We start from the raw sequence: 22,500 nt of genomic DNA, 5'->3' as shown, positions 1-22,500 counted from the left end.
GCTCCGGGTTCCGTGGAACCCGGAGCCACCCGTGTCCGTTTACGCTGAACGGAGGCGGGTTCGACGGACGGACGACAGAGGAGTGGCCTGTGGACGTGGCAGTCGTCATCGGTCTGGTGTTCGTGCTGGCCGTCTTGATCTTCGGCACGATCATCACGCTGCGGGTCGTACGGGCCGTCAAGCGCGGCGTGGAGCGGACCGGCGCGCAAGTGCGGCGCACGGCGGAGGAGACGATGCTCAAGGCGCGCTCCGCACAGCCCGGCCCGATCGGTGAAGCGGCCCGTATCCGGCTGAAGTTGCGCACGTCCATCGACAGCACGCGGGCCGCGCTGGAGGCAGGCGCCCGTAACGACCCCAGCCTCTCCGAAGCCGCCGACCTCCTGGACAAGCTCCATGAGCACGCCCGCCACCTGGACGGCGAACTGCGGATGCTGATGGAGCGCGAGCCGGACCAGTCCCGCGTCGCCGCGCGGCTGCCCGAAGCGCGGGAGCGGATGCAGCGCATCAAGGAGTCCGCCGACTCGCTGCGCTTCGCGGCTCAGGACCGGGCGCGCCAGTTCGACGCCGAGGGCCTGAGCGCGCTGCGCGACCGGATCGACATCGAGTCCGGCGCCCTGCGGCACTGGACGCGCGATCCCGCAGGCCCCGGCCCGGTGAGCTCCGGCCAGGCGGATCACGGGTCGCCGGCCGACGCGGAGGCTGCGGCGGAGTCGTCGGCCGGTGCCGCCTCGTCCGCGTCCACGCAGTCCCCTGCTTCCGCCGAGCAGACCGCGCGGCCTGAACTGGGGCCGTCCGGGCAGGGCCTCGATCCGTCGCTGACCGACCCGACGGCCGACCGGAGGGACTCGATGCCGACGTTCGAGAAGCGCCGCCCGCGGAGCGCCTCCTGACGCACACCGTTCGCCCGCCCGATACCCTCCGTTCCATGCACGGCCCCCTCGCGATCGTCACCGATTCCACCGCCTACCTGCCGCCCGAGGCGCTGCGACGGCATGGGATCGAAGCCGTGCCGCTGACCGTCGTACTCGGCAAGGAAGCCCTGGAGGAGGGCACGGAGATCTCCGCCCGTTCTCTGGAGAGCGCCCTACGCGAGCGGCGCCCGGTCACCACCTCCCGGCCCAGCCCCGAGACCTTCGCGCGCACCTACCGCGCCGCGGCCGAGGCGGGTGCAGAAGGAATCGTTTCGCTGCATCTGTCGGCCGAGTTCTCCGGGACGTACGACGCCGCGCTGCTGGCCGCCAGGGATGCGCCCGTGCCCGTGCGCGTGGTCGACACCGGGGTGGTGGCCATGGCCTTGGGGTTCTGCGCGCTGGCGGCGGCGGAGGCGGCCGAGGCGGGCGCATCGCTGGACGAGGCCGTCGCGGCCGCCGAGAAACGCGCCGAGGGCATCTCGGCGCTCTTCTACGTCGACACCCTGGACTATCTGCGCAGGGGCGGCCGTATCGGTGCCGCCCAGGCGCTGCTGGGCTCCGCGCTCGCTGTCAAACCGCTGCTCGAGGTGGCGGACGGCCGGATCGGGATGCTGGAGAAGGTCAGAACCGCCTCCAAGGCCATCGCGCGGCTGGAGGAGATCGTCGTGGAGCGGGCCGGCGACGCGCGGGTGGACATCGCCGTGCACCATCTCGCAGCCGCCGAACGCGCCGAACAGCTCGCGGAGCGCTTCCGCACGCGGGTTCCCGGGCTGCGCGAACTGCATGTGAGCGAGGTCGGTGCGGTCATCGGCGCCCACACGGGTCCGGGGCTGCTGGGGGCAGTGCTTTCCCTCAGATGAGTGAGCGAGTTATCCACAACTCGCGGGTTATCCACGGGAATTGAGCAAGATCACCACGGTGGGCACAGGCTGCCTACCGTCGGTTGGCATGAGCGAACGAGCAGCAGCAGATGCGGCTATGGCACAGGTGCGCGCGGCGAGCGGATGGCCGCCGGGTGAGCCGTGGAACGGGCTGGCGGACGGGTCGGCCGGTGGGTCGTGTGACGAGTCGGCCGATGGGTCCTGGGCCAGGTCGGCGGACGGCTCATGGAGTTGGCCGCGGGACGAGGCGCGGCATGGCCCGAGCGCCGGGGCCGGAGGGAGTGCCGCCGGGGCCGGAGGGAGTGCGGAGAGCGGACCGGATCGTGCCGGGGGTGGCAGGAGCACGGGAGTCGCGGGGAGCGGCGCTGCGAATGGAGGGAGCGCGGGGGACGGGCGGAGCGGCGCCGGGGGCGGATGGCGTGCTGGAGGCGGTGACCAGGGCCGAGACGGTTTCGAGGGGCCGGGTGCAGAGTGGCGCGAGACCTTTTGGGGTGGGGAGGGCGAGCGCAGCGGACCGGTGGGTGCCGGGGCAGCGAGCGAGGGTGGTGAGGGTCCAGGCGTCGGTACCAGGACACGTCGTCCCGCGCGGCGTCGGCCACCCCGGGGCCCGCGCGCGGCCCCGAGCACTGGCCCGGGCCGACGGGGCGCCCACCGCGCGTCGCGGCGCATGCGTCCGGCGCGCCCGGAGCCGGGTGCTGCGGCGCGCGCCCGGTCACTCCTGACGGAGCCACCGCACGACGAGGACCCGGCGCCCGAGCCCCGTGCGCGGACCAGGCCCATGGTCGAGCGGCCCGTCAGCGGGCGGCCCACCTTCGCGTGGCCCCCGGTCGAGCGGCCCATGGATGAGCCGGACCTCCCCGTGATGCCCCGTGCCGATGCCGTTGCGGCGGCGCGTACCGCGGTGTGGCGCAGCAGGGAGCGCAGGCGGCAGCGGGAGGGGGACGCGGGAGGCCCAGTCGGCCCGGCGAATTCTGTGGGGGCGCCGGAGCGGGAACGGGTACGGCGCGAGCCATTGCCGGGAGAGGAGCCATGGTCGGGCCATGGGCCGCAGTCGCAGTCGCAGTCGCAGTCGCAGTCGCAGTCGCAGTCGCAGTCGCAGCCGGTGCCCGTGCCGGGGCCGGGGCCGGAGCCGGGGCCGGGGCCGTGGCTGGAACCGGAGCCGGGGCCAGGCCCAGGGCAGACGGACGGCTTCGGGTCCGTCCTGCGAGGCGGCGGCTTCTTCTCCGACGGGCAGGAGCGGCCCGGGCGGCCGGAGTTGCAAGGGCGGCGACGGGGGGACGAGCAGGAGCCGCCGCCAGACGAGGCGCCGGCCCGGCTGCCGTGGCGGGAACGCTGGGGGCTCGCCCTGGAGGAGCGGCTGCCGGTGTGGCTGCGGGTGAGGTGCGGGATCGAGCCGAAGACCCTGGTGGCGCTCTGTGTGGTGCTGCTGGTCGCGGTGGGGTTCGCCGTGCACCACTTCTGGACCGGTCGCCCCCAGGGCGTCGCTGTCCCGAGCGCGCAGGAGGGCCCCTCGGGGCGCCCTCGAGAGGGCGGCGGCGCTTCTGCTGCACCGATCGCGGGCGGTGCCGCTCCCGGAGCCGGCGGCGCCGCGCGGGGCAAGCGGCTGGTGGTGGACGTCTCGGGGAAGGTACGCGAGCCGGGTGTGCAGCACCTGCCCGCGGGCTCCCGGGTGGCCGACGCGCTCGAGGCCGCCGGTGGGCTGCGCAAGGGCGCTGACCCCCGCGGACTGAACCGGGCGCGGCTGCTGGTGGACGGCGAGCAGATCGTGGTGGGCGCCCCGGGCGGGGCCGGTCCCGCCGCCGGTTCCGCGCCGGGGTCGGGCTCCCCGGCGGGTCCGGCCGCGGGTGGCACGGCCGGTTCGGGGAGCGCGAGCGGTGCCTCAGGGGCGCCGATCAGTCTCAGCTCGGCCACGGCGGAGGAGTTGCAGAAGTTGCCGGGCGTCGGACCCGTCCTGGCTCAGCACATCGTGGACTACCGCACGCAGCACGGCGGCTTCCGCTCGGTCGAGCAGCTTCAGCAGGTCAACGGCATCGGGGAGAAGCGGTTCGCGGACATCAAGCCCCAGGTGACGCCATGACCAGCTCGGGACCGGCAGCCGACCCCCGGGCCGGGCCTCCCCGGGCCGGGCCTTTCCGGGGTGTCGTGAGAGGGAACCGCGGTAGCTGGAATCCCAGGAGCGCCAATCCCGGGAACGGGGCGAGCCCTCGGGCCGGGGCGAACCCCAGAGCCGGGATGAACCCCCAGGCCGGGGCAGTGCGCGGTGCGCCTTCCGGCCCGGCGACGGACAGCGGGCGGCGGCCGGTGCGGGAGGAGCCGTCGGACCTGCGGCTGGTGCTGCCGGCCCTGGCGGCGTGGGCCGCAGCTGCCCTGGCGCTGGGCGCTTCGGCGAAGCATGCCGTGGTCGGGGTCGTGTTGTGCGGGATCGCAGGGCTGATGCTGCTGGGCTGGTCCGTGCGGGGCGGCGCCCCAGCAGCCTCGGCGTCGCGGAACGGGAGGCAAAACAGGAGGCCGAGAGGACTGCTGAGCGGGCCACAGGAGCCCGACGGCGGCGGCCCTCGGCGTGGAGCCCGGACACTGCTGGTCGGGGTGGCAGGCGCCCTGTTGTGCGCCGGGGCGGCCGGCGGCAGCGCGGCTTTGCACGCTGCCGACCTGCGCAGGGGGCCGTTACCCGGGCTGGCGGAGCGGCATGGGCGGGCGACCGTCGAGGTCACTGTCACAAAGGATCCGAGGGTGACGCGGCCCAGGACGCAGGGGGCTCGGCAGCTGCCCGGGATGGTGGTGGTTCCTGCCGAGGCGGTCGCGCTGGTGGCCGAGGACGGCGCGAGAACCCGGCTGCGTACGCCGGTGCTGCTCCTGGTCCGGCTGGAGCAGGAGGGTGCTGCGGAGCGCCCCGGGCGGGCGGCGGCCGACGCGTCGCGCGCCGCGTGGTTGCGGGTGCTGCCGTCGACCAGACTCCGGGTGCAGGCGGAGCCGGCGCCGCCCGCACCAGGCCGGAGCGGGGGCAGGGACGTTGCCGCGGTGCTGCGGGCGGGGCCAGGGCCGCCGCAGATCGTCGCCGGGCCGACCGCTGTGCAGCGGGTGGCGGGTGAGCTGCGGGCCGGGCTGCGCGAGGCGAGCGGGGGCCTCGACGGGGACGCGCGGGGGCTGTTGCCAGGGCTGGTGGTCGGGGACACCTCCAGGCTGAGCCCTCAGCTGGCCGACGCGTTCCGGGCGACGGACATGACGCACTTGCTGGCGGTGAGCGGGGCGAATCTCTCGGTGCTGCTGGTCGTTCTCATCGGGCCTCCGGGGCGTGCGCATCGCGCGGAGCGTGGGGGTCTCGCGCCCCGGCTCGGTCTCCCGTTGCGGGCGACCGCGGTGGTGGCGGCGCTGCTGACGCTGGGCTTCGTGGTGGTGTGCAGGCCGGAACCGAGCGTGCTGCGGGCTGCGGCGTGCGGACTGATCACCGTCTGGGCGATCGGCACCGGACGGCGGCGCTCGCTGCTGCCCGCGCTGGCAGCGGCGGTGTTGCTGCTGGTGTTCTACGACCCGTGGCTGGCACGGGACTTCGGGTTTCTGCTCTCCGTACTGGCCACGGCGTCCCTGCTGACGGTGGCGCCGCGGTGGTCGGAGGCGTTGCGGCGGCGCGGCTGCCCCGGCAGAGCAGCGGAGGCACTGGCAGCGGCGGCTGCGGCGCAGGCGGCTTGTGCGCCGGTGGTCGTGGTGCTGGCAGCGCACGTCAGCCTGGTGGCGGTGCCGTGCAATCTGCTGGCGGAGTTCGCCGTCGCGCCGGCCACGGTGCTGGGGTTCGCCGCGCTGGCGGCGGCACCGTTGGCCATGCCGGTGGCGAAGGGGCTCGCATGGCTGGCGAGTTGGCCGGTGCGGGCCATCGCGGGCATCGCACGCACGGGTGCCGGGCTACCGGGCGCCGAGATCGGCTGGCCCGGCACGTGGGCGGGTGCGCTGGGGTTCGCGGTTGTGCTGGCCGGGGTGTTGGTGGTGGCGGTGCGGTTGCGGTTGCCGCACCGGCCGTGGCTGTGTGCCGCCTGTGCGCTGGTCCTGCTGGTGGCGGTGCTGCGTCCGGTGCCGCTGGTGCGGCCGTTCACCGGGTGGCCCCCGGCGGGCTGGCGGATGGTGGCCTGCGATGTGGGGCAGGGGGATGCGCTGGTGCTGGCGGTGGACGGTGAGCGGGGCGGCGCGGGAGGGGCGGTCGTGGTGGACGTGGGGCCGGAGCCTGCCGCCGTGGACCGGTGTCTGCGCGAGCTGGGCGTGAGAAGGGTGCCGCTGGTAGTGCTGACCCACTTCCATGCCGATCACGTCGCGGGGCTTCCCGGGCTGCTGCGGGGGCGAAGTGTGGGGGAGATCCGGACGACCGGGCTGGCGGAGCCGCCGGACCAGGCGGAGTTCGTGCGCAGGACGGCCGGGCGCGCCGGAGTGCCGGTGCGGGCCTCGCACATGGGGGAGCGGCGGCGGGCCGGTGAGCTGCGCTGGGAGGTGATGTGGCCCGAGCCTCAGCCCTGGCCGCTGCCCCAGTCGTCACAGCGCTCCCTGTCGTCGCCCCAGCCACCGATGTCCCCGATGCCCGCGGGCGGCGGTACGGGCGAGGGCGAGGGGGCCAACGACGCGAGTGTCACACTGCTGGTCCGTACGGCGGGGCTCGGACTGTTCCTGCCCGGCGATCTCGAACCGGCGGCGCAGCAGGCACTGTTGGCGGCGCGGTCCGACCTGCCGAGGGTGGACGTGCTCAAGGTGGCGCACCACGGTTCGCGCTTCCAGGACCCGGAGTTGTTGCGGCGGCTCCGGCCGCGGGTGGCTCTGGTGTCGGCGGGCCGGGACAACCCGTACGGGCATCCGGCGCCCGAGACGTTGGGGGCGCTGGCTGCCGCCGGAGCCCTCGTGGCGCGGACGGACCGGAACGGCGCGCTGGCGCTGACGCGGCGTCCGGACGGCACCCCCGCCGTGGTGACCCAGCGCGGGAGACCCGGAACGGGGGAGCACACACCGCCGTCACCGGGTCCGGGCCCGGGGCATCGTGGCCCGCTTGCCGTCGGCCGCTGGCGGGTGCCCCCAGGCGGTGGCGGAGTCAGTCGCGTTCCAGCCAGCCGTCGTGGGCGGCGGCGAGGGAGTCCAGCAGGGCGAGGTCGTAGGCGGAGTGCGGGTCTTCGAGGACCACCAGCCATTGGGCGTCCTCGGCGTCGTCCTCCCCGGCGAGCGCTTCACGGACGAGTTCGGGTTCCTCGGCGAGCCCGAGGCGCAGTTCCAGCTGCGCTGCGACCTCCTCGGCCGCGTCCTTGTCGGGCAGCACCAGCACATGCCGTACGTCGTTCACCGGGGCATTCTCTCAACGGCGCCATGGCGGGCGGGGTACGCGGGGCGCTCGGGTGCCCGGGGGCGCTCCGGAGGGCGGCGGTGTCGGTGCGGCGTGGGATGCTGGTCGCGATGGCTGGGACGCGTAAGAAGACCTCGGACGATCCGCTCGCCCCCGTGACCGTGACGGTGGGGCAGGAGGAGCTGCTCGTCGAGCGTGCCGTGCGGGCCGTGATCGACGCCGCACGTGCCGCCGACGCCGACACGGACGTGCGGGAGCTGGCGCCCGGGGACCTGCAGCCCGGCACGCTGGCCGAGCTGACCAGTCCCTCGCTCTTCGCTGAGCGGAAGGTCGTCGTGGTGCGCGGGGCGCAGGACCTGGCGGCGGACACCGTCAAGGACGTGAAGGCGTATCTGTCCGCCCCGGTGGAGGAGATCACGCTCGTGCTGGTGCACGCGGGCGCGGCGAAGGGCAAGGGGCTGCTGGATGCGGCACGGAAGGCAGGCGCGCGCGAGGTCGAATGCCCCAAGATGACGAAGCCGGCCGACCGGCTGGCGTTCGTACGGGGGGAGTTCCGTTCGCTGGGCCGGTCGGCGACGCCGGAGGCGTGTCAGGCACTTGTGGACGCCATCGGCAGTGATCTGCGCGAGCTGGCCTCGGCGTGTGCGCAGCTCACCGCGGATATCGAGGGCACCATCGACGAGGCCGTAGTCGGGCGCTACTACACGGGCCGGGCTGAGGCGTCAAGCTTCACGGTCGCCGACCAGGCGGTCGAGGGGAAGGCCGCCGAGGCGCTGGAGACACTGCGCTGGGCCGTCGCCACCGGGGTCGCGCCGGTGCTGATCACCAGTGCACTGGCCCAGGGGGTGCGGGCCATCGGCAAGCTGGCCGGGGCCCCGCGCGGGGCCCGCGCGGGCGACCTGGCGCGTGAGCTGGGCATGCCCCCGTGGAAGATCGACCGGGTGCGGCAGCAGATGCGCGGCTGGACGCCGGACGGGGTGGCCGCCGCGCTGCGGGCCGTCGCCGAGGCGGACGCGGCTGTCAAGGGAGGCGGGATGGATCCCGAGTACGCGCTGGAGAAGGCGGTCGTCACCATCGCCGGTGCCGCCCGCTCCCGCTGAGCGCCCCGCCTCCCGCTTTCGCTGAGCGCCCTCGCCCTCGCTCCCGCCTCCGCCCCCGCGTCCCAGGTCCGCACGCCCGGCCCTCCCTCCAGGGCGGAGCCCCAGGCGCGAAGCTCTCTCCCTCCCGGTCTCTCCCGCTGTCCCTTCAGGGCGCACCTCCCCACGGCGAAGGACCGCACGGCGAAGGCCCCGCCCGGAGCCCTGGGGAAGGGCTCGGGACGGGGCCTCGCTTCGTACTGTGTGGTGCGCCGCACCCGCGTGGCGAACGCAGGCCGCGTGCGGCGCGCTGTCTCAAGCGGTTGCCCGGACGTACGGCGGATGAGAGAGGGCCCGCCTCACAACGTCCGAGCGGTCCGAAGACCGACGAGCTGAGAGAGAAGCTGCAAGCTGAGAGAGAAGCTGCAAGCTGAGAGAGAAGCTGCAAGAAGAAGGAAGAGAGTGGTCAGCCCTTGAGGGAGGCCACCTGCTTGGCCAGCGCCGCCTTCTTGTTGGCGGCGTTGTTCTTGTGCAGCACGCCCTTGCTGGCGGCCTTGTCGAGCTTCCGGGCCGCGTTCCGCTGGGCCTCGAGCGCCTTCTCGGCGTCACCGGCGGCCACGGCCTCGCGGGTGCGACGGATCGCGGTCTTCAGCTCGGACTTCACGGCCTTGTTGCGCTGCCGTGCCTTCTCGTTGGTCTTGATCCGCTTGATCTGGGACTTGATGTTCGCCACGAATGAGCCTTTGCGGTTCGGAGTTTCAAACGCCGGTGCCAGCAGGCACCGTCCAGTGCCATAAGGCACAGTCGCTCAGGCTACCAGCCGGGGTACCGGCCCTCCCAATCCGGTCGGTACCGCGCGCGCATGGGACCATGGGATACGACACACCGTCTCGACCACCGGCTCGACGGGGCCCCACCGGCTCCCGAACGCGTCCGGGACCGCCCCCGCGAGGGCGTACCCGCGCGACCGTACCGGGACGGGCGAGACCCCGCCGCAAGACCCGACAGCCCAAACCGACAGGCCAGAACCGACAGGACACTGCGTGCCCGCGACCCCAACGAACGCGCCGGAGCCGAGCCGTACCGACCCGGCGCTGATCCGTAACTTCTGCATCATCGCGCACATCGACCACGGCAAGTCCACGCTTGCCGACCGGATGCTCCAGCTGACCGGCGTCGTGGACAAGAGGCAGATGCGTGCGCAGTACCTCGACCGTATGGACATCGAGCGCGAGCGGGGCATCACGATCAAGTCCCAGGCCGTGCGGATGCCCTGGGCGCCCACCGACGATCCGGACACCCCGCACGTCCTGAACATGATCGACACCCCGGGGCACGTTGACTTCACCTACGAGGTCTCCCGCTCGCTGGCGGCGTGCGAGGGCTGCATTCTGCTGGTCGACGCAGCGCAGGGGATCGAGGCGCAGACCCTCGCCAACCTCTATCTGGCGATGGAGCACGACCTCACGATCATCCCCGTGCTCAACAAGATCGACCTGCCCGCGGCCCAGCCCGAGAAGTTCGCGGCCGAGCTGGCGCACCTCATCGGCTGTGAGCCGGAGGAGGTGCTGCGGGTCTCCGCGAAGACCGGCGAGGGCGTCGAGGAGCTGCTGGACCAGGTCGTACGCCAGGTCACCCCGCCGACCGGGAACGCGGAAGCGCCGGCCCGCGCGATGATCTTCGACTCGGTCTACGACGCGTACCGCGGTGTCGTCACGTACATCAAGGTCGTCGACGGCATGCTCAGCAAGCGCGAGCGGATCCGGATGATGTCCACCGGCGCCACCCACGAGCTGCTGGAGATCGGCGCCAACTCGCCGGAGATGACGCCCGCCGACGGGCTGGGCGTGGGCGAGGTCGGCTATCTGATCACCGGCGTGAAGGACGTCCGCCAGTCCAAGGTCGGTGACACGGTCACGCTCCTCGCCAAGGGCGCCGAGCAGCCGCTGCCCGGCTACAAGGACCCCAAGCCGATGGTGTTCTCGGGGCTCTATCCGCTGGACGGCTCCGACTACCCCGAACTGCGCGACGCGCTGGACAAGCTGCTGCTCAACGACGCGGCGCTCACCTACGAACCGGAGACCTCGGCGGCGCTGGGGTTCGGTTTCCGGGTGGGGTTCCTGGGGCTGCTGCATCTGGAGGTGATCCGGGAGCGGCTGGAGCGCGAGTTCGGTCTCGATCTGATCGCCACGGCGCCGAACGTGATCTACCGCGTCGAGATGGAGGACGGCACCGAGCATCTGGTGACCAACCCGAGCGAGTTCCCGACCGGGAAGATCGCCACGGTGCACGAGCCGGTGGTACGGGCCACGCTGATCGCGCCCAGCGAGTTCATCGGCGCGATCATGGAGCTGTGCCAGTCGCGGCGCGGCAGTCTGCAGGGCATGGACTATCTGTCCGAGGAGCGGGTGGAGCTGCGCTACACGCTGCCGCTGGCGGAGATCGTCTTCGACTTCTTCGACGCGCTGAAGTCGAAGACCCGCGGCTACGCCTCCCTGGACTACGAGCCCACCGGTGAGCAGACGGCCGATCTGGTCAAGGTCGACATCCTGCTGCAGGGCGACAAGGTGGACGCGTTCTCCGCGATCGTCCACAAGGAGAAGGCGTACGCGTACGGCACCCGGATGGCCAACAAGCTGCGCGAGCTGATCCCACGGCAGCAGTTCGAGGTGCCCATCCAGGCGGCCATCGGCGCCCGCGTCATCGCCCGCGAGACGATCCGCGCCATCCGCAAGGACGTGCTCGCCAAGTGCTACGGCGGTGACATCTCCCGGAAGCGGAAGCTGCTGGAGAAGCAGAAGGAAGGCAAGAAGCGGATGAAGGTCGTCGGACGGGTGGAGGTGCCGCAGGAGGCGTTCATCGCGGCGCTGTCCTCCGACGACAGTGCAGGCGACGCGAAGGCCAAGAAGTAGCCCCGCACCTTTTCCGTATTTGCGGCGACCCGTCTTCCCTTTTGCGGCGACCCGTCGCGACAGCGCTCAGCAGCGGCCCCCTTACGTAGTGGCAGACCCCTTACGTAAGGGGGCCGCTGCCTTTACTCTGATCACTGCCCAGTAGTTACTCGTGAGTCAATAAGCGAGTCGACGGCGCACGCCCCCACACGCCGTGCGCCCTTCACAAGCTCCACAAGCCCACACCCCCACGAGGCGTTCGAGCCCCACAATTCGAGCCCCCACAAGCAGGACGCAGCCCCCACAGACGCAACCAGCCAGACGCAACAGCCAGACGCAACCCAGCAGGACGACAAGCAGGACGCGGGTCCCGGAGGATGTCGTGAGCGACACACAGTCCCTGATCGAGAACCGGCCGCCTTCCGTGGCGACGCTCTTCCTGGAGCGGGTCGAGGCGACCCCCGACGCGGAGGCGTACCGCTATCCGGTGATCCGGCCCGCCGACGAGAGCGAGGGGCCCGACGAGTGGCGCTCCTACAGCTGGCGGGAAGCGGCCGAACGGGTCTATTCGATCGCGGCGGGACTGATGGACCTCGGCGTGCGCCCCGAGGAACGCGTCGGCATCGCTTCCGGCACCCGGATCGAGTGGATCCTCTCCGACCTGGGCATCCTCTGTGCCGGCGCGGCCACGACCACCGTCTACCCCAGCACCAACGCCTCCGAGACCGCCTACATCCTCGCCGACTCCGACAGCCGGGTACTGATCGCCGAGGACGCCACCCAGCTGGCGAAGGTCCGCGAGCACCGGGACGAGCTGCCGGACCTCGCACATGTGGTGCTCATCGACGGTGAGCCCACCGAGGAGGACGCCGAGGGCGGCTGGGCGCTGAGCTTCGCCGAGCTGGAACGGCGGGGGGCCGCGTACCGGGAGAAGCACCCGGAGGCCGTCACCGAGACGGTGGCTGGACTGCGCTCCGACCAGTTGGCGACGCTGATCTACACCTCCGGTACGACGGGAAAGCCGAAGGGCGTCCGGCTGGCGCAGGACGCCTGGTCGTACATGGCCCGCGCGGTTCCGCAGTCAGGTCTGCTGAACGAGGACGACGTGCAGTACCTGTGGCTGCCGCTGGCGCACGTCTTCGGCAAGATGCTGATCTCCGTGCAGATCGACTCGGGGCACGTCATCGCCGTGGACGGCAGAGTTGACAAGATCATCGAGAATCTGCCGGTCGTGCAGCCGACGAAGATGTGCGCGGTGCCGCGGATCTTCGAGAAGGTCTACAACGGTGTCGCGCAGAAGGCGCGCGCCGGGGGTGCCGCCAAGTACAAGATCTTCCAGTGGGCGGCCGAGGTCGCCCGCGAGTACGCGCGGACGATGCAGGACAACCAGCGCCGCACCGGTGTTGCCGATGTGCCCACCGGTCTCAAGGTCAAGCACGCCTTCGCCGACCGGCTCGTCTACAGCAAGCTGCGGGAGGCGTTCGGGGGCCGGATGGTCGGCTGTGTGTCCGGCTCCGCAGCGCTCGCCCCCGACCTCGGCTACTTCTTCGCCGGCGCGGGCATCCCGGTGCTGGAGGGCTACGGCCTCACCGAGTCGTCGGCGGCCAGCTTCTGCAACCGCACCGAGAACTTCCGTACCGGCACCGTGGGCAAGCCGTTCGCCGGTACCGAGGTGCGGATCGCGGACGACGGCGAGATCCTGCTGCGCGGCCCCGGCATCATGCAGGGCTACCACGGGCTGCCGGAGAAGACCGCCGAAGTCCTGGAGGAGGACGGCTGGTTCCACACCGGCGACATCGGTGAGCTGTCCGACGACGGCTATCTGCGGATCACCGACCGCAAGAAGGACCTGATCAAGACATCCGGCGGCAAGTACATCGCGCCTGCCGAGGTGGAGGGCCAGTTCAAGGCGATCTGTCCATACGTCTCCAACATCCTGGTGCACGGCGCGGGCCGCAACTACTGCACAGCGCTCATCACGCTGGACGAGCCCGCCATCACGGCCTGGGCGGAGGACCACGAGGAGCTCAAGGGCAAGCCCTACGCCGACGTGGTCACCTCCGAACAGGTGCGCGCACTGGTGGACGGCTACGTCGAGCAGCTCAACGCGGGGCTGCAGCGCTGGCAGACGATCAAGAAGTTCCGGATCCTCCCCCGTGACCTGGACATCGAGCACGGCGAACTGACGCCGAGCCTGAAGATGAAGCGTCCGGTGGTGGAGAAGGAGTTCGGCGACCTGATCGAGGAGATGTACGAGGGCGCGCGCGAGCGCTGACGTACGGGCACCGGCGCACGGGCTGGACGGGCGGACGGGCGAAGGCTTCGCCGCGACGGGGAGCTCCGCCCTGATGGGGTCCAGCCCTCTCCACCGACGCGCCTCAGCTGCCCCGCAGTTCGTCCAACGCCTCCGCCAGTGCCGCGACTTCGCGGGCCAGCCGGGTGGTGTCGGGGGTGCCGCCGGCCGCCAGGTGGCTCTCCACAGCTGCCAGGCGGCCGGCGAAGTCGTCCAGCCGGTGCCGCTCCTCCTCGCGCAGCTGCCGTAACTCGCGGTTTTTGCGGTGCAGATCGAGGAAGACGGCCACCTTGGTGCGCAGCACCCACGGGTCGAACGGTTTGGTCAGATAGCCGACGGCTCCTGTGGCGTAGCCGCGGTACGCGTACCCGGTGTCCTGCGCCGTCTCGGCTCCGGTCAGAAAGATGACCGGGATGTCCTGGGTCCGCTCGCACCGTTTGATCCGCTGCGCTGTCTCGAAACCGTCCATCCCCGGCATCACCACGTCCAGCAGAATCAGCGCGAACTCCTGCCGCAGCAGCGCCCGCATCGCTTCTTCCCCCGACCGCGCCCGTACCAGCGGCACCTGGAGCACGCCCAGCACGGCCTCCAATGCGACGAGATTGTCCTCCATGTCGTCGACGAGCAGAATGCCGGCTTCCTGGGTGGTGGCGCCGGTACGCCCTGGGGATTCTGTGGTCATCGCCGCCCCGTTGGCTCTTGTGGTTCTGGCCGGTCACCCGGTCACGTGCCGGTGAAGGCGGCGGTGACGGAAAGCGCGTGCCGATCGCGAACCGATCGCCGATCGCGGATCGGGACAAGGGACCGAGGAAGGCGAGCAGAGTACCCGGCGGCTGACCGATGTCAACCGTTCAGGGACGGAAACGGCGGTGTTCGGCCACGATTTCCATGACTCGGCGCGTATGACCGGGCTCCTTCTGTCACTCTTGCTCTACCGCGCCGAGCGCGGTGACCGAACGACCGGGGGGAGTGCCCGGGAACGCCCGGGGAGGGGTGCGATGAACAGCGCGCACGAGGCGGACAGCACGGAGCCTGACAGCACGGAGCCGGACCGTGCACATCCGGGACGTACAGACCGGGACAACACAGGCCCGGACAGGGCGGCGGCGCCCGCAGCACCGGCAGCTGCCTTACGGGCCGAGGGCGAGATGCCGCACACCGTCCGCACCGAACTGCCCGCCAACCCGCTCGCGGCGGCGGCAGCCCGTGGCTTCACCCGGGTGGCGCTGGGCAGATGGCACGTCGGCGGTGACGCGGCCGAGGACACGGTGCTGCTGGTCAGCGAACTGGTCACCAACGCCGTCGTGCACGCGGGTACCTCGGTCGAGCTGGAGTGCCGCTACGCCGCCGGGGTCGTCTACGCGGAGGTCGCCGACCGGCACCCGGCCCGGCGGGTGGCCGCGCACGGCCAGGAGGGCCACGGCCACGGTCTGCAGCTGGTCGGCGCACTCGCCAAGGAGTGGGGCATCAGCTACCGCAGGGGCCGCAAGACCGTGTGGTTCCAACTCGGTCCGGCTCCTCAGCCCCTCGAACTCGTTGACGAGCCCCTTTCGGGGGAAACCCTCCCCACGGACCCGGCGTCCACGCGCTGCGCCGAGTCCCCCGACGCGCCACCCTCCGCCGTCCACCCGTACGCCTACCGCGAGTGGACGGACAGCGGCGCGCTCTGCTTCCTCGCCGAGGCGTCCGACCTGCTGGCCGGGCACACCGACGAGGACAAGGTCGCCTCGCTCGCCGGGCAGTTGATGGTGCCGCGGTTCGCCGACTGGTGCGCCGTATGGCTGTGGGACGGCGCACGCTCCCGGCTGCCGCGGCTGGCCCGGGTGTGGCACGCGCAGGAGAGCCGCATCGAGGCGCTGCGCGCCGAACTCGCCGGTGAGGCGCCCGTCGCCGGGTCCCGCGTACTGCCTGGCCAGGCCGCCGGCTGGCGGTGGCCCGCCGCTGCCGCGACCGGCAGTGGCAGCGGCGCATCGGTGCTGTGCGACCTGGTCGTCGGCGGCCGCCGGGTCGGGACGCTGGTGATGGGCCGGGCCGGGCTGCTGCGGATACCGGACGAAGTGATGGGCCTGGTCGAGGACTTCGCCCGCAGGGTGGCGCTCGCCGTGCTCTCCGCGCGCCGTTACACGCTGCAGGCCAACATCAGCCGGATTCTCCAGCGCGGGCTGCTGCCCAGCGAGGAGATGCGCATACCGGGCCTCGACACCGCGCTCGTCTACGAGCCCGCGGGTGAGGGCGCCTGGGCGGGCGGCGACTTCTACGACCTGCTGCGGCTGTCCGACGGCCGCTGGCGCTTCGCGCTCGGCGACGTGTGCGGCAACGGCCCGGAGGCCGCCGTGGTCACCGGGCTGGCCCGCCCGGTGCTGCGGCTGCTGGCCAGGGAGGGCCACTCCGTGCCCGAGACCCTGGACCGGCTCAACCGCGAGGTGGGCGAGCAGGCGCGGTTCCTCTCCGTCGTCTACGGCGAACTGGCCTTTCACGACGGGCTGGTGGACTGCACGCTCACCTGCGCCGGGCACCCGCTGCCGCTGGTACGGGACGCGTCCGGCGGCGTACGGACGGCGGCGCGCCCGCAGTTGCTCCTCGGTGTCGCGCAGCAGGTCGGCTACGAGTGCCAGTCCTTCACGCTGCACCCCGGCGACACGCTGCTGTGCGTCACCGACGGGGTGACCGAACGCCGCTGCGGCCGGCGGTTCTTCGACGACGGCGACGGCCTCGCGACCCGCTTCGCCGGCTGTGCGGGGCTGGACGCGGGCGGTACGGCCGAACGGCTGCGCCGCGAGGTGTACGACTTCGCACCGGAACTGCCCGCCGACGACCTGGCCATGCTGGTGCTGCGCGTACCTGAGCGGGCCGAGGCCGCGCTCGACGGCTGACCCGGCCCGGCCGGCCGGAGCCCGTACCGGACCCGCTCAGTCCACCAGCTCCCTGACCACCGCGTCCGCCAGCAGCCGGCCCCGCAGCGTCAGCACCGCGCGCCCCTCCTCGTACGGGCCCGGCTCCAGCAACCCCTCCTCACGGGCCCGCGCGGCGGCCTCGGCCCCCTGCGGAGCGAGCAGCGGGAGCGGGCAGCCCTGGCGCAGCCGCAGCTCCAGCAGGATCCGCTCGATACGCCGGTCCTCCGCGGTCAGCAGCTCCCGCCCCGCACCGGGCGAGCGGCCCTCGGCCAGGGCCTGTGCGTAGGCGGCTGGATGCTTGACGTTCCACCAGCGGACCCCGCCGATGTGGCTGTGCGCGCCGGGGCCCGCGCCCCACCAGTCGGCGCCCGTCCAGTACAGCTCGTTGTGCCGGCACCGGGCCGCCGCGTCCCCGGCGACCGCCCAGTTGGAGACCTCGTACCACTCCATACCGGCCGCCGCCAGCCGCTCCTCGGCGATCAGATAGCGGTCCGCGTGCACATCGTCGTCGGTCATCGGCACCTCGCCCCGCCGGATGCGCCGGGCGAGCTGGGTGCCCTCCTCCACGATGAGCGCGTACGCCGAGATGTGCTCCGGGCCCGCGCCGAGTGCGGCGTCCAGGGAGGCCCGCCAGTCCTCGTCGCTCTCGCCCGGGGTGCCGTAGATCAGATCGAGGTTCACATGCCGGAAGCCCGCCTTCCGCGCCTCGGCGACGCACTCCTCGGGCCGCCCGGGGGTGTGCGTACGGTCCAGCACCCGCAGCACGTGCGCGCGGGCGCTCTGCATACCGAACGACACCCGGTTGAAGCCCGCCTCCCGCAGCTCGCCGAGGTAGGCCGCGTCCACCGACTCCGGGTTCGCCTCGGTGGTGATCTCGGCGTTCGCGGCCAGCCCGAACTCGTCCCCGATCGCCGCCAGCATCCGGCCCAGCTCTGCTGCGGGGAGCAGGGTGGGGGTGCCGCCGCCGACGAACACCGTCTCGACCCGGCGCGGATCGTCGCCGAGCACCCGGCGGGCCAGCCGGATCTCCTCGACCACCTGTTCCGCGTACCGCTCGCGGGAGGTTCCGCCCAGCTCGGTGGCGGTGTAGGTGTTGAAGTCGCAGTAGCCGCAGCGGGTGGCGCAGTACGGCACGTGCAGATAGAAGCCGAGCGGCCGGTCGCCGGCCCCGTCGAGGGCGTGTGCGGGCAGCGAGCCGTCACCGGGTACGGGCTCACCATCGGGAAGTGCGGAGGGCATGCTTTCCATTGTCCGGCACCCCCGCGGGTACTCCTGTCGGTGTGCGCGCTGTCACAGGGGTTGGCTACGCTGAGTGCGTATGTGAATGCAGCGGCCGCCCGGGGGGGCTGGAGTGACCATCAGGCTGGAACGGATGGATGCCCACGTGACGGAGTCCCGGGCCATAGAGACCTTCGAGGAACTGGACGTACCGGAGGGCTTCAAGGCCGAGCTGCTGTGGGGGGAAATCGTGATGACGGCGGGGCAGGATCTGGTCCACAACGAGATTGTCGAGGCCGTGGCGGACCAGCTCCCCCGCAAGCGGTGGAAGCGGCTCCAGACCCAGGACGTCGCCCTCCTCGCCCAGACGAGCGAGCCCCAGCCGGATCTCGTGGTGCTCCCGCGTGACGCCGGCCCGGCGTCGGGCAGGCTGATGCCCCCCGAGGAGATCACCCTCCTCCTGGAGGTCGTCTCCAAGACGAGCAAGCTGCGGGACTACGTCACCAAGCGCACGCTCTACGCGGCAGGCGGTGTCCCCGGATACCTGATCATCGACCCCTTCAAGGGCGAGTGCGTCCTGCTCACCGAACCGGCAGGCAAGGGTGAGGAGGCCGACTACCGGGTGCAGCGCCGGGCGCGATTCGGTGAGTCGCTTCCGCTCGACCTCCTCGGGGTGAAGCTGGAGACCGAGGAGTTCCAGACCCTCCCCGTCAAGCAGTCGGAGAAGCCGGAGCAGTGACGAAGTCGATCAGCTCCTCCACCCGGCCCAGCAGCGCGGGCTCCAGGTCCTTGTAGGAGCGCACCCGGCCCAGCAGTTGCTGCCAGGCGGCGCCGGTGTGCTCCGGCCAGCCCAGGGCCCGGCAGACGCCGGTCTTCCAGTCCTGGCCGTGCGGTACGCGCGGCCAGGACCGGATGCCCGCCGACGCCGGCTTCACGGCCTCCCAGATGTCGATGAAGGGGTGCCCCACCACCAGCACGTGGTCGCCGCCGACCTGGGCTGCGATCCGCGACTCCTTCGAGCCGGGGACCAGATGGTCCACCAGTACGCCGAGCCGGGCGTCGGGGCCCGGCGCGAAGCTCTCCACGACGGCGGGCAGATCGTCCACGCCCTCCAGATACTCCACGACCACCCCCTCGATCCGCAGATCGTCGCCCCACACCTTCTCGACCAGCTCGGCGTCATGCCGCCCCTCGACATAGATCCGGCCCGCCCGTGCCACCCGGGCCCGCGCACCGGGCACCGCGATGGAGCCGGAAGCCGTCAGCCGCGGCCCGGCCCCCGGGGCGTTTGCGCGGGGGCGTACGAGTGTCACCGTCCGCCCCTCCAGCAGGAAGCCCGCCGTCGTCATCGGGAAGACCCGGTGCTTGCCGAAGCGGTCCTCCAGCGTGACCGTCGGCCCCTCGGCCGTCTTCTCACAGAGCACGACCGCTCCGCAGAACCCGGTGCTGACCTCCTCCACTACCAGATCCGGCTCGGCGGCCACCTCGGGCACGGTCCGAGCCCGCTTCCACGGGGGAGTCAGATCCGGGTTGTCGTATCGGCTACGCATGAGTGCCTGTCCTGGGTTACGCGGGGAGGTCTTCGGCTCGGCTGGGGGTCCGGGGGTTATCCCCCGGAGTAAGGGGCCATGGGGGAGTCAGATCCGGGTTGTCGTAACGGTCGTAGCGGCTGCGCATGCGCACATTCTGCTACGTGCCGTCCGACGCGAACCGCCGCACCAGCTCCTCCCGTTGTGCCCGTACGAACGCCGCGTCCACCAGCGCCCCGTGCCCCGGGACGTACACCGCGTCCTCGCCGCCCAGCGCCAGCAGCCGGTCCAGTGCGGCGGGCCAGCGGGAGGGATGGGCGTCGGCGCCGGCCTGCGGGGCGCCGGACTCCTCGACCAGATCGCCACAGAAGACGACGTCCGGGCTGCCCGGCACCAGCACCGCCAGGTCGTGCTCGGTGTGCGCGGGGCCGACGTTGAGCAGTACGACCTCGCGCCCGCCCAGGTCGAGGGTCAGCTGTCCGCTGACCGGATGGTGCGGGCGCACCAGCACATCCGCCGCCTCCCCGGCCTCGTCCTCCAGCAGGCCGTGCGCCACGGCGTCGTCCCGCAGCAGATCCGTACTGCGGGACAGCAGTTCGCTGACGCCGACCGCCGCGTACACCTCGGCGCCGGCGAAGACGGCCGTGCCGAAGATGTGGTCGAAGTGCGGGTGGGTCAGGACCACCCGCGTCACCCGGCGCCCCAGCAGCGCGGTCACCTCGGCGCGGATCTCGGCGCCTTCCAGCAGCGAGGAGCCGGTGTCGATCAGCAGCGCCTCCCGCTCGCCGCCGACTACGCCGACCGTCGCGTCCCACTGGGGCAGTCTGCGCCGCAGCACTCCGGGCGCGATCCGCTCCCAGCGCTCCTCCCAGCGCCGGTCGTCGGCCGGTGAATCGTGCCTCGCGTCTTTACCGAACGGCTGCATACGACGACGCTAGCGGCAGCCCGGCCACCGCGCTTCCGGCCGCGCGGGAGCAGCGTCGCCGCCGCGGGGGCGCGGTACGGTCGGGCCTGCGATCAGGCGGCCCTTGCCCTGGCCGTGGTGACCGGCCGTACACTGGCTCAGGGACTTGGCACTCAGGCACGAAGAGTGCCAGAGACCGCCAGGGGAATCGGGCTCCAGACCAGCGGCCGGACGGGAGGTGTGCGCCTTGCTCAGCGAGCGTCGACTTGAAGTCCTCCGCGCCATCGTCCAGGACTACGTGGGCACGGAGGAGCCGGTGGGTTCGAAGGCCCTCACGGAACGGCACAACCTGAAGGTGTCCCCGGCCACTGTCCGCAACGACATGGCCGCGCTGGAGGAGGAGGGCTACATCGCCCAGCCGCACACCAGCGCGGGCCGGATCCCCACCGACAAGGGATACCGCCTCTTCGTCGACAAGCTCGCCGGAGTCAAGCCGCTGTCGTCGCCCGAGCGGCGCGCCATCCAGAACTTCCTGGAGGGCGCCGTCGATCTCGACGACGTCGTGGGCCGTACGGTGCGGCTGCTCGCCCAGCTCACCCGGCAGGTCGCGGTGGTGCAGTACCCGTCGCTGACCCGCTCGACGGTGCGGCATGTGGAGCTGCTGGGGCTGGCGCCCGCGCGGCTGATGCTGGTGCTGATCACCGACACAGGCCGCGTCGAGCAGCGGATGATCGACTGCCCGGCGCCGATCGGCGAGACGGTGCTGGCCGATCTGCGCGCCCGGCTCAACAGCCGGGTGGTCGGCCAGCGCTTCACCGAGGTCCCGTCCCTGGTGCAGGACCTGCCCGAGGCGTTCGACGCCGACGACAGAGGCTCGATCCAGACAGTGCTGGCCACGTTGCTGGAGACCCTGGTCGAGGAGACCGAGGAGCGGCTGATGATCGGCGGAACCGCCAATCTGACCCGCTTCGGGCACGATTTCCCGCTCACCATCCGGCCCGTACTGGAGGCGCTGGAGGAGCAGGTCGTCCTGCTGAAGCTGCTCGGAGAGGCCAAGGACCCCGGCATGACCGTACGAATCGGGCACGAGAACCAGCATGAGGGACTGAGTTCCACATCGGTGGTCTCGGTCGGCTACGGTTCGGGCGACGAAGCGGTCGCCAAGCTCGGCGTGGTCGGACCGACCCGCATGGACTACCCCGGAACGATGGGAGCTGTACGCGCAGTGGCACGGTACGTCGGACAGATCCTGGCGGAGTCATAAGTGGCGACGGACTACTACGCGGTCCTCGGCGTGCAGCGTGACGCCTCGCAGGACGAGATCAAGAAGGCGTTCCGCAGACTCGCGCGCGAGCTACACCCGGACGTCAACCCGGACCCGAAGACCCAGGAGCGGTTCAAGGAGATCAACACCGCTTACGAGGTGCTCTCGGACCCGCAGAAGAAACAGGTCTACGACCTGGGCGGGGACCCGGCCTCGGGCGCGGCGGGCGGCGGCGCCGGCGGCTTCGGCGCGGGCTTCGGCAACTTCAGCGACATCATGGACGCCTTCTTCGGCACGGCGGCACAGCGCGGGCCGCGCTCGCGCACCCGCCGCGGCCAGGACGCCATGATCCGGCTGGACATCGACCTGGAAGAAGCCGCCTTTGGCACCACGAAGGACATCCAGGTCGACACCGCCATCGTCTGCGGCACCTGCAACGGTGACGGTGCGGCGCCCGGCACCTCGGCGCAGACCTGCGACATGTGCCGCGGCCGGGGCGAGGTCTCCCAGGTCACCCGGTCCTTCCTGGGCCAGGTCATGACCTCCCGGCCGTGCCCCCAGTGCCAGGGCTTCGGCACCGTGGTGCCCACCCCCTGCCCGGAGTGCGCGGGCGACGGCCGGGTGCGTTCGCGGCGCAGCCTCACGGTGAAGATCCCCGCCGGTGTCGACAACGGCACCCGCATCCAGCTCGCGGGCGAGGGCGAGGTCGGCCCGGGCGGCGGGCCCGCCGGTGACCTTTACGTGGAGATCCACGAGAACGCCCACCCCGTCTTCCAGCGCCGCGGCGACGATCTGCACTGCACCGTCACCATCCCCATGACGGCCGCGGCTCTCGGCACGAAGGTGCCGCTGGAGACGCTGGACGGGATGGAGGAGGTCGACATCCGTCCCGGCACCCAGTCGGGGCAGTCCATCCCGCTGCACGAGCGCGGCATCACCCACCTGCGCGGGGGCGGTCGCGGCCAGTTGATCGTCCACGTCGAGGTGACGACGCCGACGAAGCTGGAGCCGGAGCAGGAGGAACTCCTGCGCCGCCTGGCCAAGCTGCGGGGTGAGGAACGGCCTACGGGCCAGTTCCAGCCGGGTCAGCAGGGGTTGTTCTCGCGGTTGAAGGACGCCTTCAACGGCCGGTGAGGGGCTGGCTGTGTGGTCCGGCCGGGGGTTCGGGGGTTGGCCCCCGGTGGGTGGGGGTCAGCCGGGTCAGCAGGGGTTGTTCTCGCGGTTGAAGGACGCGTTCAACGGCCGGTGAGGGGCTGGCTGTGTGGTCCGGCCGGGGGTTCGGGGGTTGGCCCCCGGTGGGTGGGGTCAGCCTGGGCAGCAGGGGTTGTTCT

At 72.0% G+C, this 22,500-nt stretch carries 16 protein-coding genes and 1 pseudogene; 11 read left to right on the top strand and 6 right to left on the bottom strand.

Annotated features, from left to right (window positions below; genetic code table 11):
• Positions 1-89 precede the first annotated feature (89 nt).
• The 4 genes and pseudogenes from ITI46_RS21805 to ITI46_RS36080 form a co-directional block, all read left to right on the top strand.
• Positions 90-890 (top strand): FUSC family protein, encoded by an 801-nt coding sequence (locus ITI46_RS21805; protein ID WP_209241388.1) that lies wholly within the window; start codon positions 90-92, stop codon positions 888-890.
• A gap of 35 nt (positions 891-925) precedes the next feature.
• Positions 926-1,771, top strand: a complete 846-nt coding sequence (locus ITI46_RS21800) for a DegV family protein (protein ID WP_209241387.1) — start codon at positions 926-928, stop codon at positions 1,769-1,771.
• A gap of 799 nt (positions 1,772-2,570) precedes the next feature.
• Positions 2,571-3,869, top strand: a complete 1,299-nt coding sequence (locus ITI46_RS21795) for a ComEA family DNA-binding protein (protein WP_247746376.1) — start codon at positions 2,571-2,573, stop codon at positions 3,867-3,869.
• A gap of 155 nt (positions 3,870-4,024) precedes the next feature.
• Positions 4,025-6,724, top strand: a pseudogene (locus ITI46_RS36080) (ComEC/Rec2 family competence protein); the annotation flags it as partial.
• Positions 6,725-6,854: 130 nt separating this feature from the next.
• Here the strand turns inward: ITI46_RS36080 and ITI46_RS36075 are convergent.
• Positions 6,855-7,100: a hypothetical protein gene (locus tag ITI46_RS36075; protein ID WP_372452030.1), complete on the bottom strand. Its 246-nt coding sequence runs from the start codon at positions 7,098-7,100 to the stop codon at positions 6,855-6,857.
• 23 nt (positions 7,101-7,123) lie between these two features.
• Between ITI46_RS36075 and holA the strand changes: the two genes are divergently transcribed.
• Entirely contained in the window at positions 7,124-8,200 is a 1,077-nt protein-coding gene (gene holA, locus ITI46_RS36070; RefSeq protein ID WP_372452029.1) for a DNA polymerase III subunit delta, read from the top strand.
• Positions 8,201-8,642: 442 nt separating this feature from the next.
• Here the strand turns inward: holA and rpsT are convergent, their stop codons facing one another.
• Entirely contained in the window at positions 8,643-8,909 is a 267-nt protein-coding gene (gene rpsT / locus ITI46_RS21785) for a 30S ribosomal protein S20 (RefSeq protein WP_209241385.1), read from the bottom strand.
• 310 nt (positions 8,910-9,219) lie between these two features.
• Here rpsT and lepA point away from each other — a divergent pair, with 310 nt between their 5' ends.
• Both lepA and ITI46_RS21775 read left to right on the top strand, forming a co-directional pair.
• A complete protein-coding gene (gene lepA / locus ITI46_RS21780; protein ID WP_209241384.1) occupies positions 9,220-11,088 on the top strand; it encodes a translation elongation factor 4 in 1,869 nt (622 codons plus the stop codon).
• 361 nt (positions 11,089-11,449) lie between these two features.
• The gene (locus ITI46_RS21775) at positions 11,450-13,342 is read left to right on the top strand and encodes an AMP-dependent synthetase/ligase (protein ID WP_209241383.1); all 1,893 of its coding nucleotides are present in this window, start codon (positions 11,450-11,452) and stop codon (positions 13,340-13,342) included.
• 103 nt (positions 13,343-13,445) lie between these two features.
• Here ITI46_RS21775 and ITI46_RS21770 read toward each other — a convergent pair whose 3' ends face one another.
• Positions 13,446-14,042: a response regulator gene (locus tag ITI46_RS21770; protein WP_209241382.1), complete on the bottom strand. Its 597-nt coding sequence runs from the start codon at positions 14,040-14,042 to the stop codon at positions 13,446-13,448.
• A gap of 316 nt (positions 14,043-14,358) precedes the next feature.
• Here ITI46_RS21770 and ITI46_RS21765 point away from each other — a divergent pair, with 316 nt between their 5' ends.
• A complete protein-coding gene (locus ITI46_RS21765) occupies positions 14,359-16,233 on the top strand; it encodes a SpoIIE family protein phosphatase (protein ID WP_307808268.1) in 1,875 nt (624 codons plus the stop codon).
• Between the two features lie 36 nt (positions 16,234-16,269).
• Here ITI46_RS21765 and hemW read toward each other — a convergent pair whose 3' ends face one another.
• Positions 16,270-17,493 (bottom strand): radical SAM family heme chaperone HemW, encoded by a 1,224-nt coding sequence (gene hemW / locus ITI46_RS21760; protein ID WP_209241381.1) that lies wholly within the window; start codon positions 17,491-17,493, stop codon positions 16,270-16,272.
• 133 nt (positions 17,494-17,626) lie between these two features.
• Here hemW and ITI46_RS21755 point away from each other — a divergent pair, with 133 nt between their 5' ends.
• Positions 17,627-18,211: a Uma2 family endonuclease gene (locus ITI46_RS21755; protein WP_209241380.1), complete on the top strand. Its 585-nt coding sequence runs from the start codon at positions 17,627-17,629 to the stop codon at positions 18,209-18,211.
• Here the strand turns inward: ITI46_RS21755 and ITI46_RS21750 are convergent.
• Both ITI46_RS21750 and ITI46_RS21745 read right to left on the bottom strand, forming a co-directional pair.
• Entirely contained in the window at positions 18,183-19,022 is an 840-nt protein-coding gene (locus tag ITI46_RS21750; RefSeq protein ID WP_209241379.1) for a DUF3097 domain-containing protein, read from the bottom strand. The genes ITI46_RS21755 and ITI46_RS21750 overlap by 29 nt on opposite strands.
• Before the next feature lie 139 nt (positions 19,023-19,161).
• A complete protein-coding gene (locus tag ITI46_RS21745; RefSeq protein ID WP_209241378.1) occupies positions 19,162-19,926 on the bottom strand; it encodes an MBL fold metallo-hydrolase in 765 nt (254 codons plus the stop codon).
• Positions 19,927-20,152: 226 nt separating this feature from the next.
• Between ITI46_RS21745 and hrcA the strand changes: the two genes are divergently transcribed.
• The gene (hrcA, locus tag ITI46_RS21740) at positions 20,153-21,169 is read left to right on the top strand and encodes a heat-inducible transcriptional repressor HrcA (protein ID WP_209241377.1); all 1,017 of its coding nucleotides are present in this window, start codon (positions 20,153-20,155) and stop codon (positions 21,167-21,169) included.
• Entirely contained in the window at positions 21,170-22,303 is a 1,134-nt protein-coding gene (gene dnaJ / locus ITI46_RS21735; RefSeq protein ID WP_209241376.1) for a molecular chaperone DnaJ, read from the top strand.
• The last annotated feature ends 197 nt before the right edge of the window (positions 22,304-22,500 follow it).

Origin of the sequence: Streptomyces oryzae, assembly GCF_017676365.1 — a bacterium.
GTDB classification, from domain to species: domain Bacteria; phylum Actinomycetota; class Actinomycetes; order Streptomycetales; family Streptomycetaceae; genus Streptomyces; species Streptomyces oryzae.
Note: the sequence above shows the minus strand (reverse complement) of the source record. Positions and strands in the feature narration are given on the sequence as shown.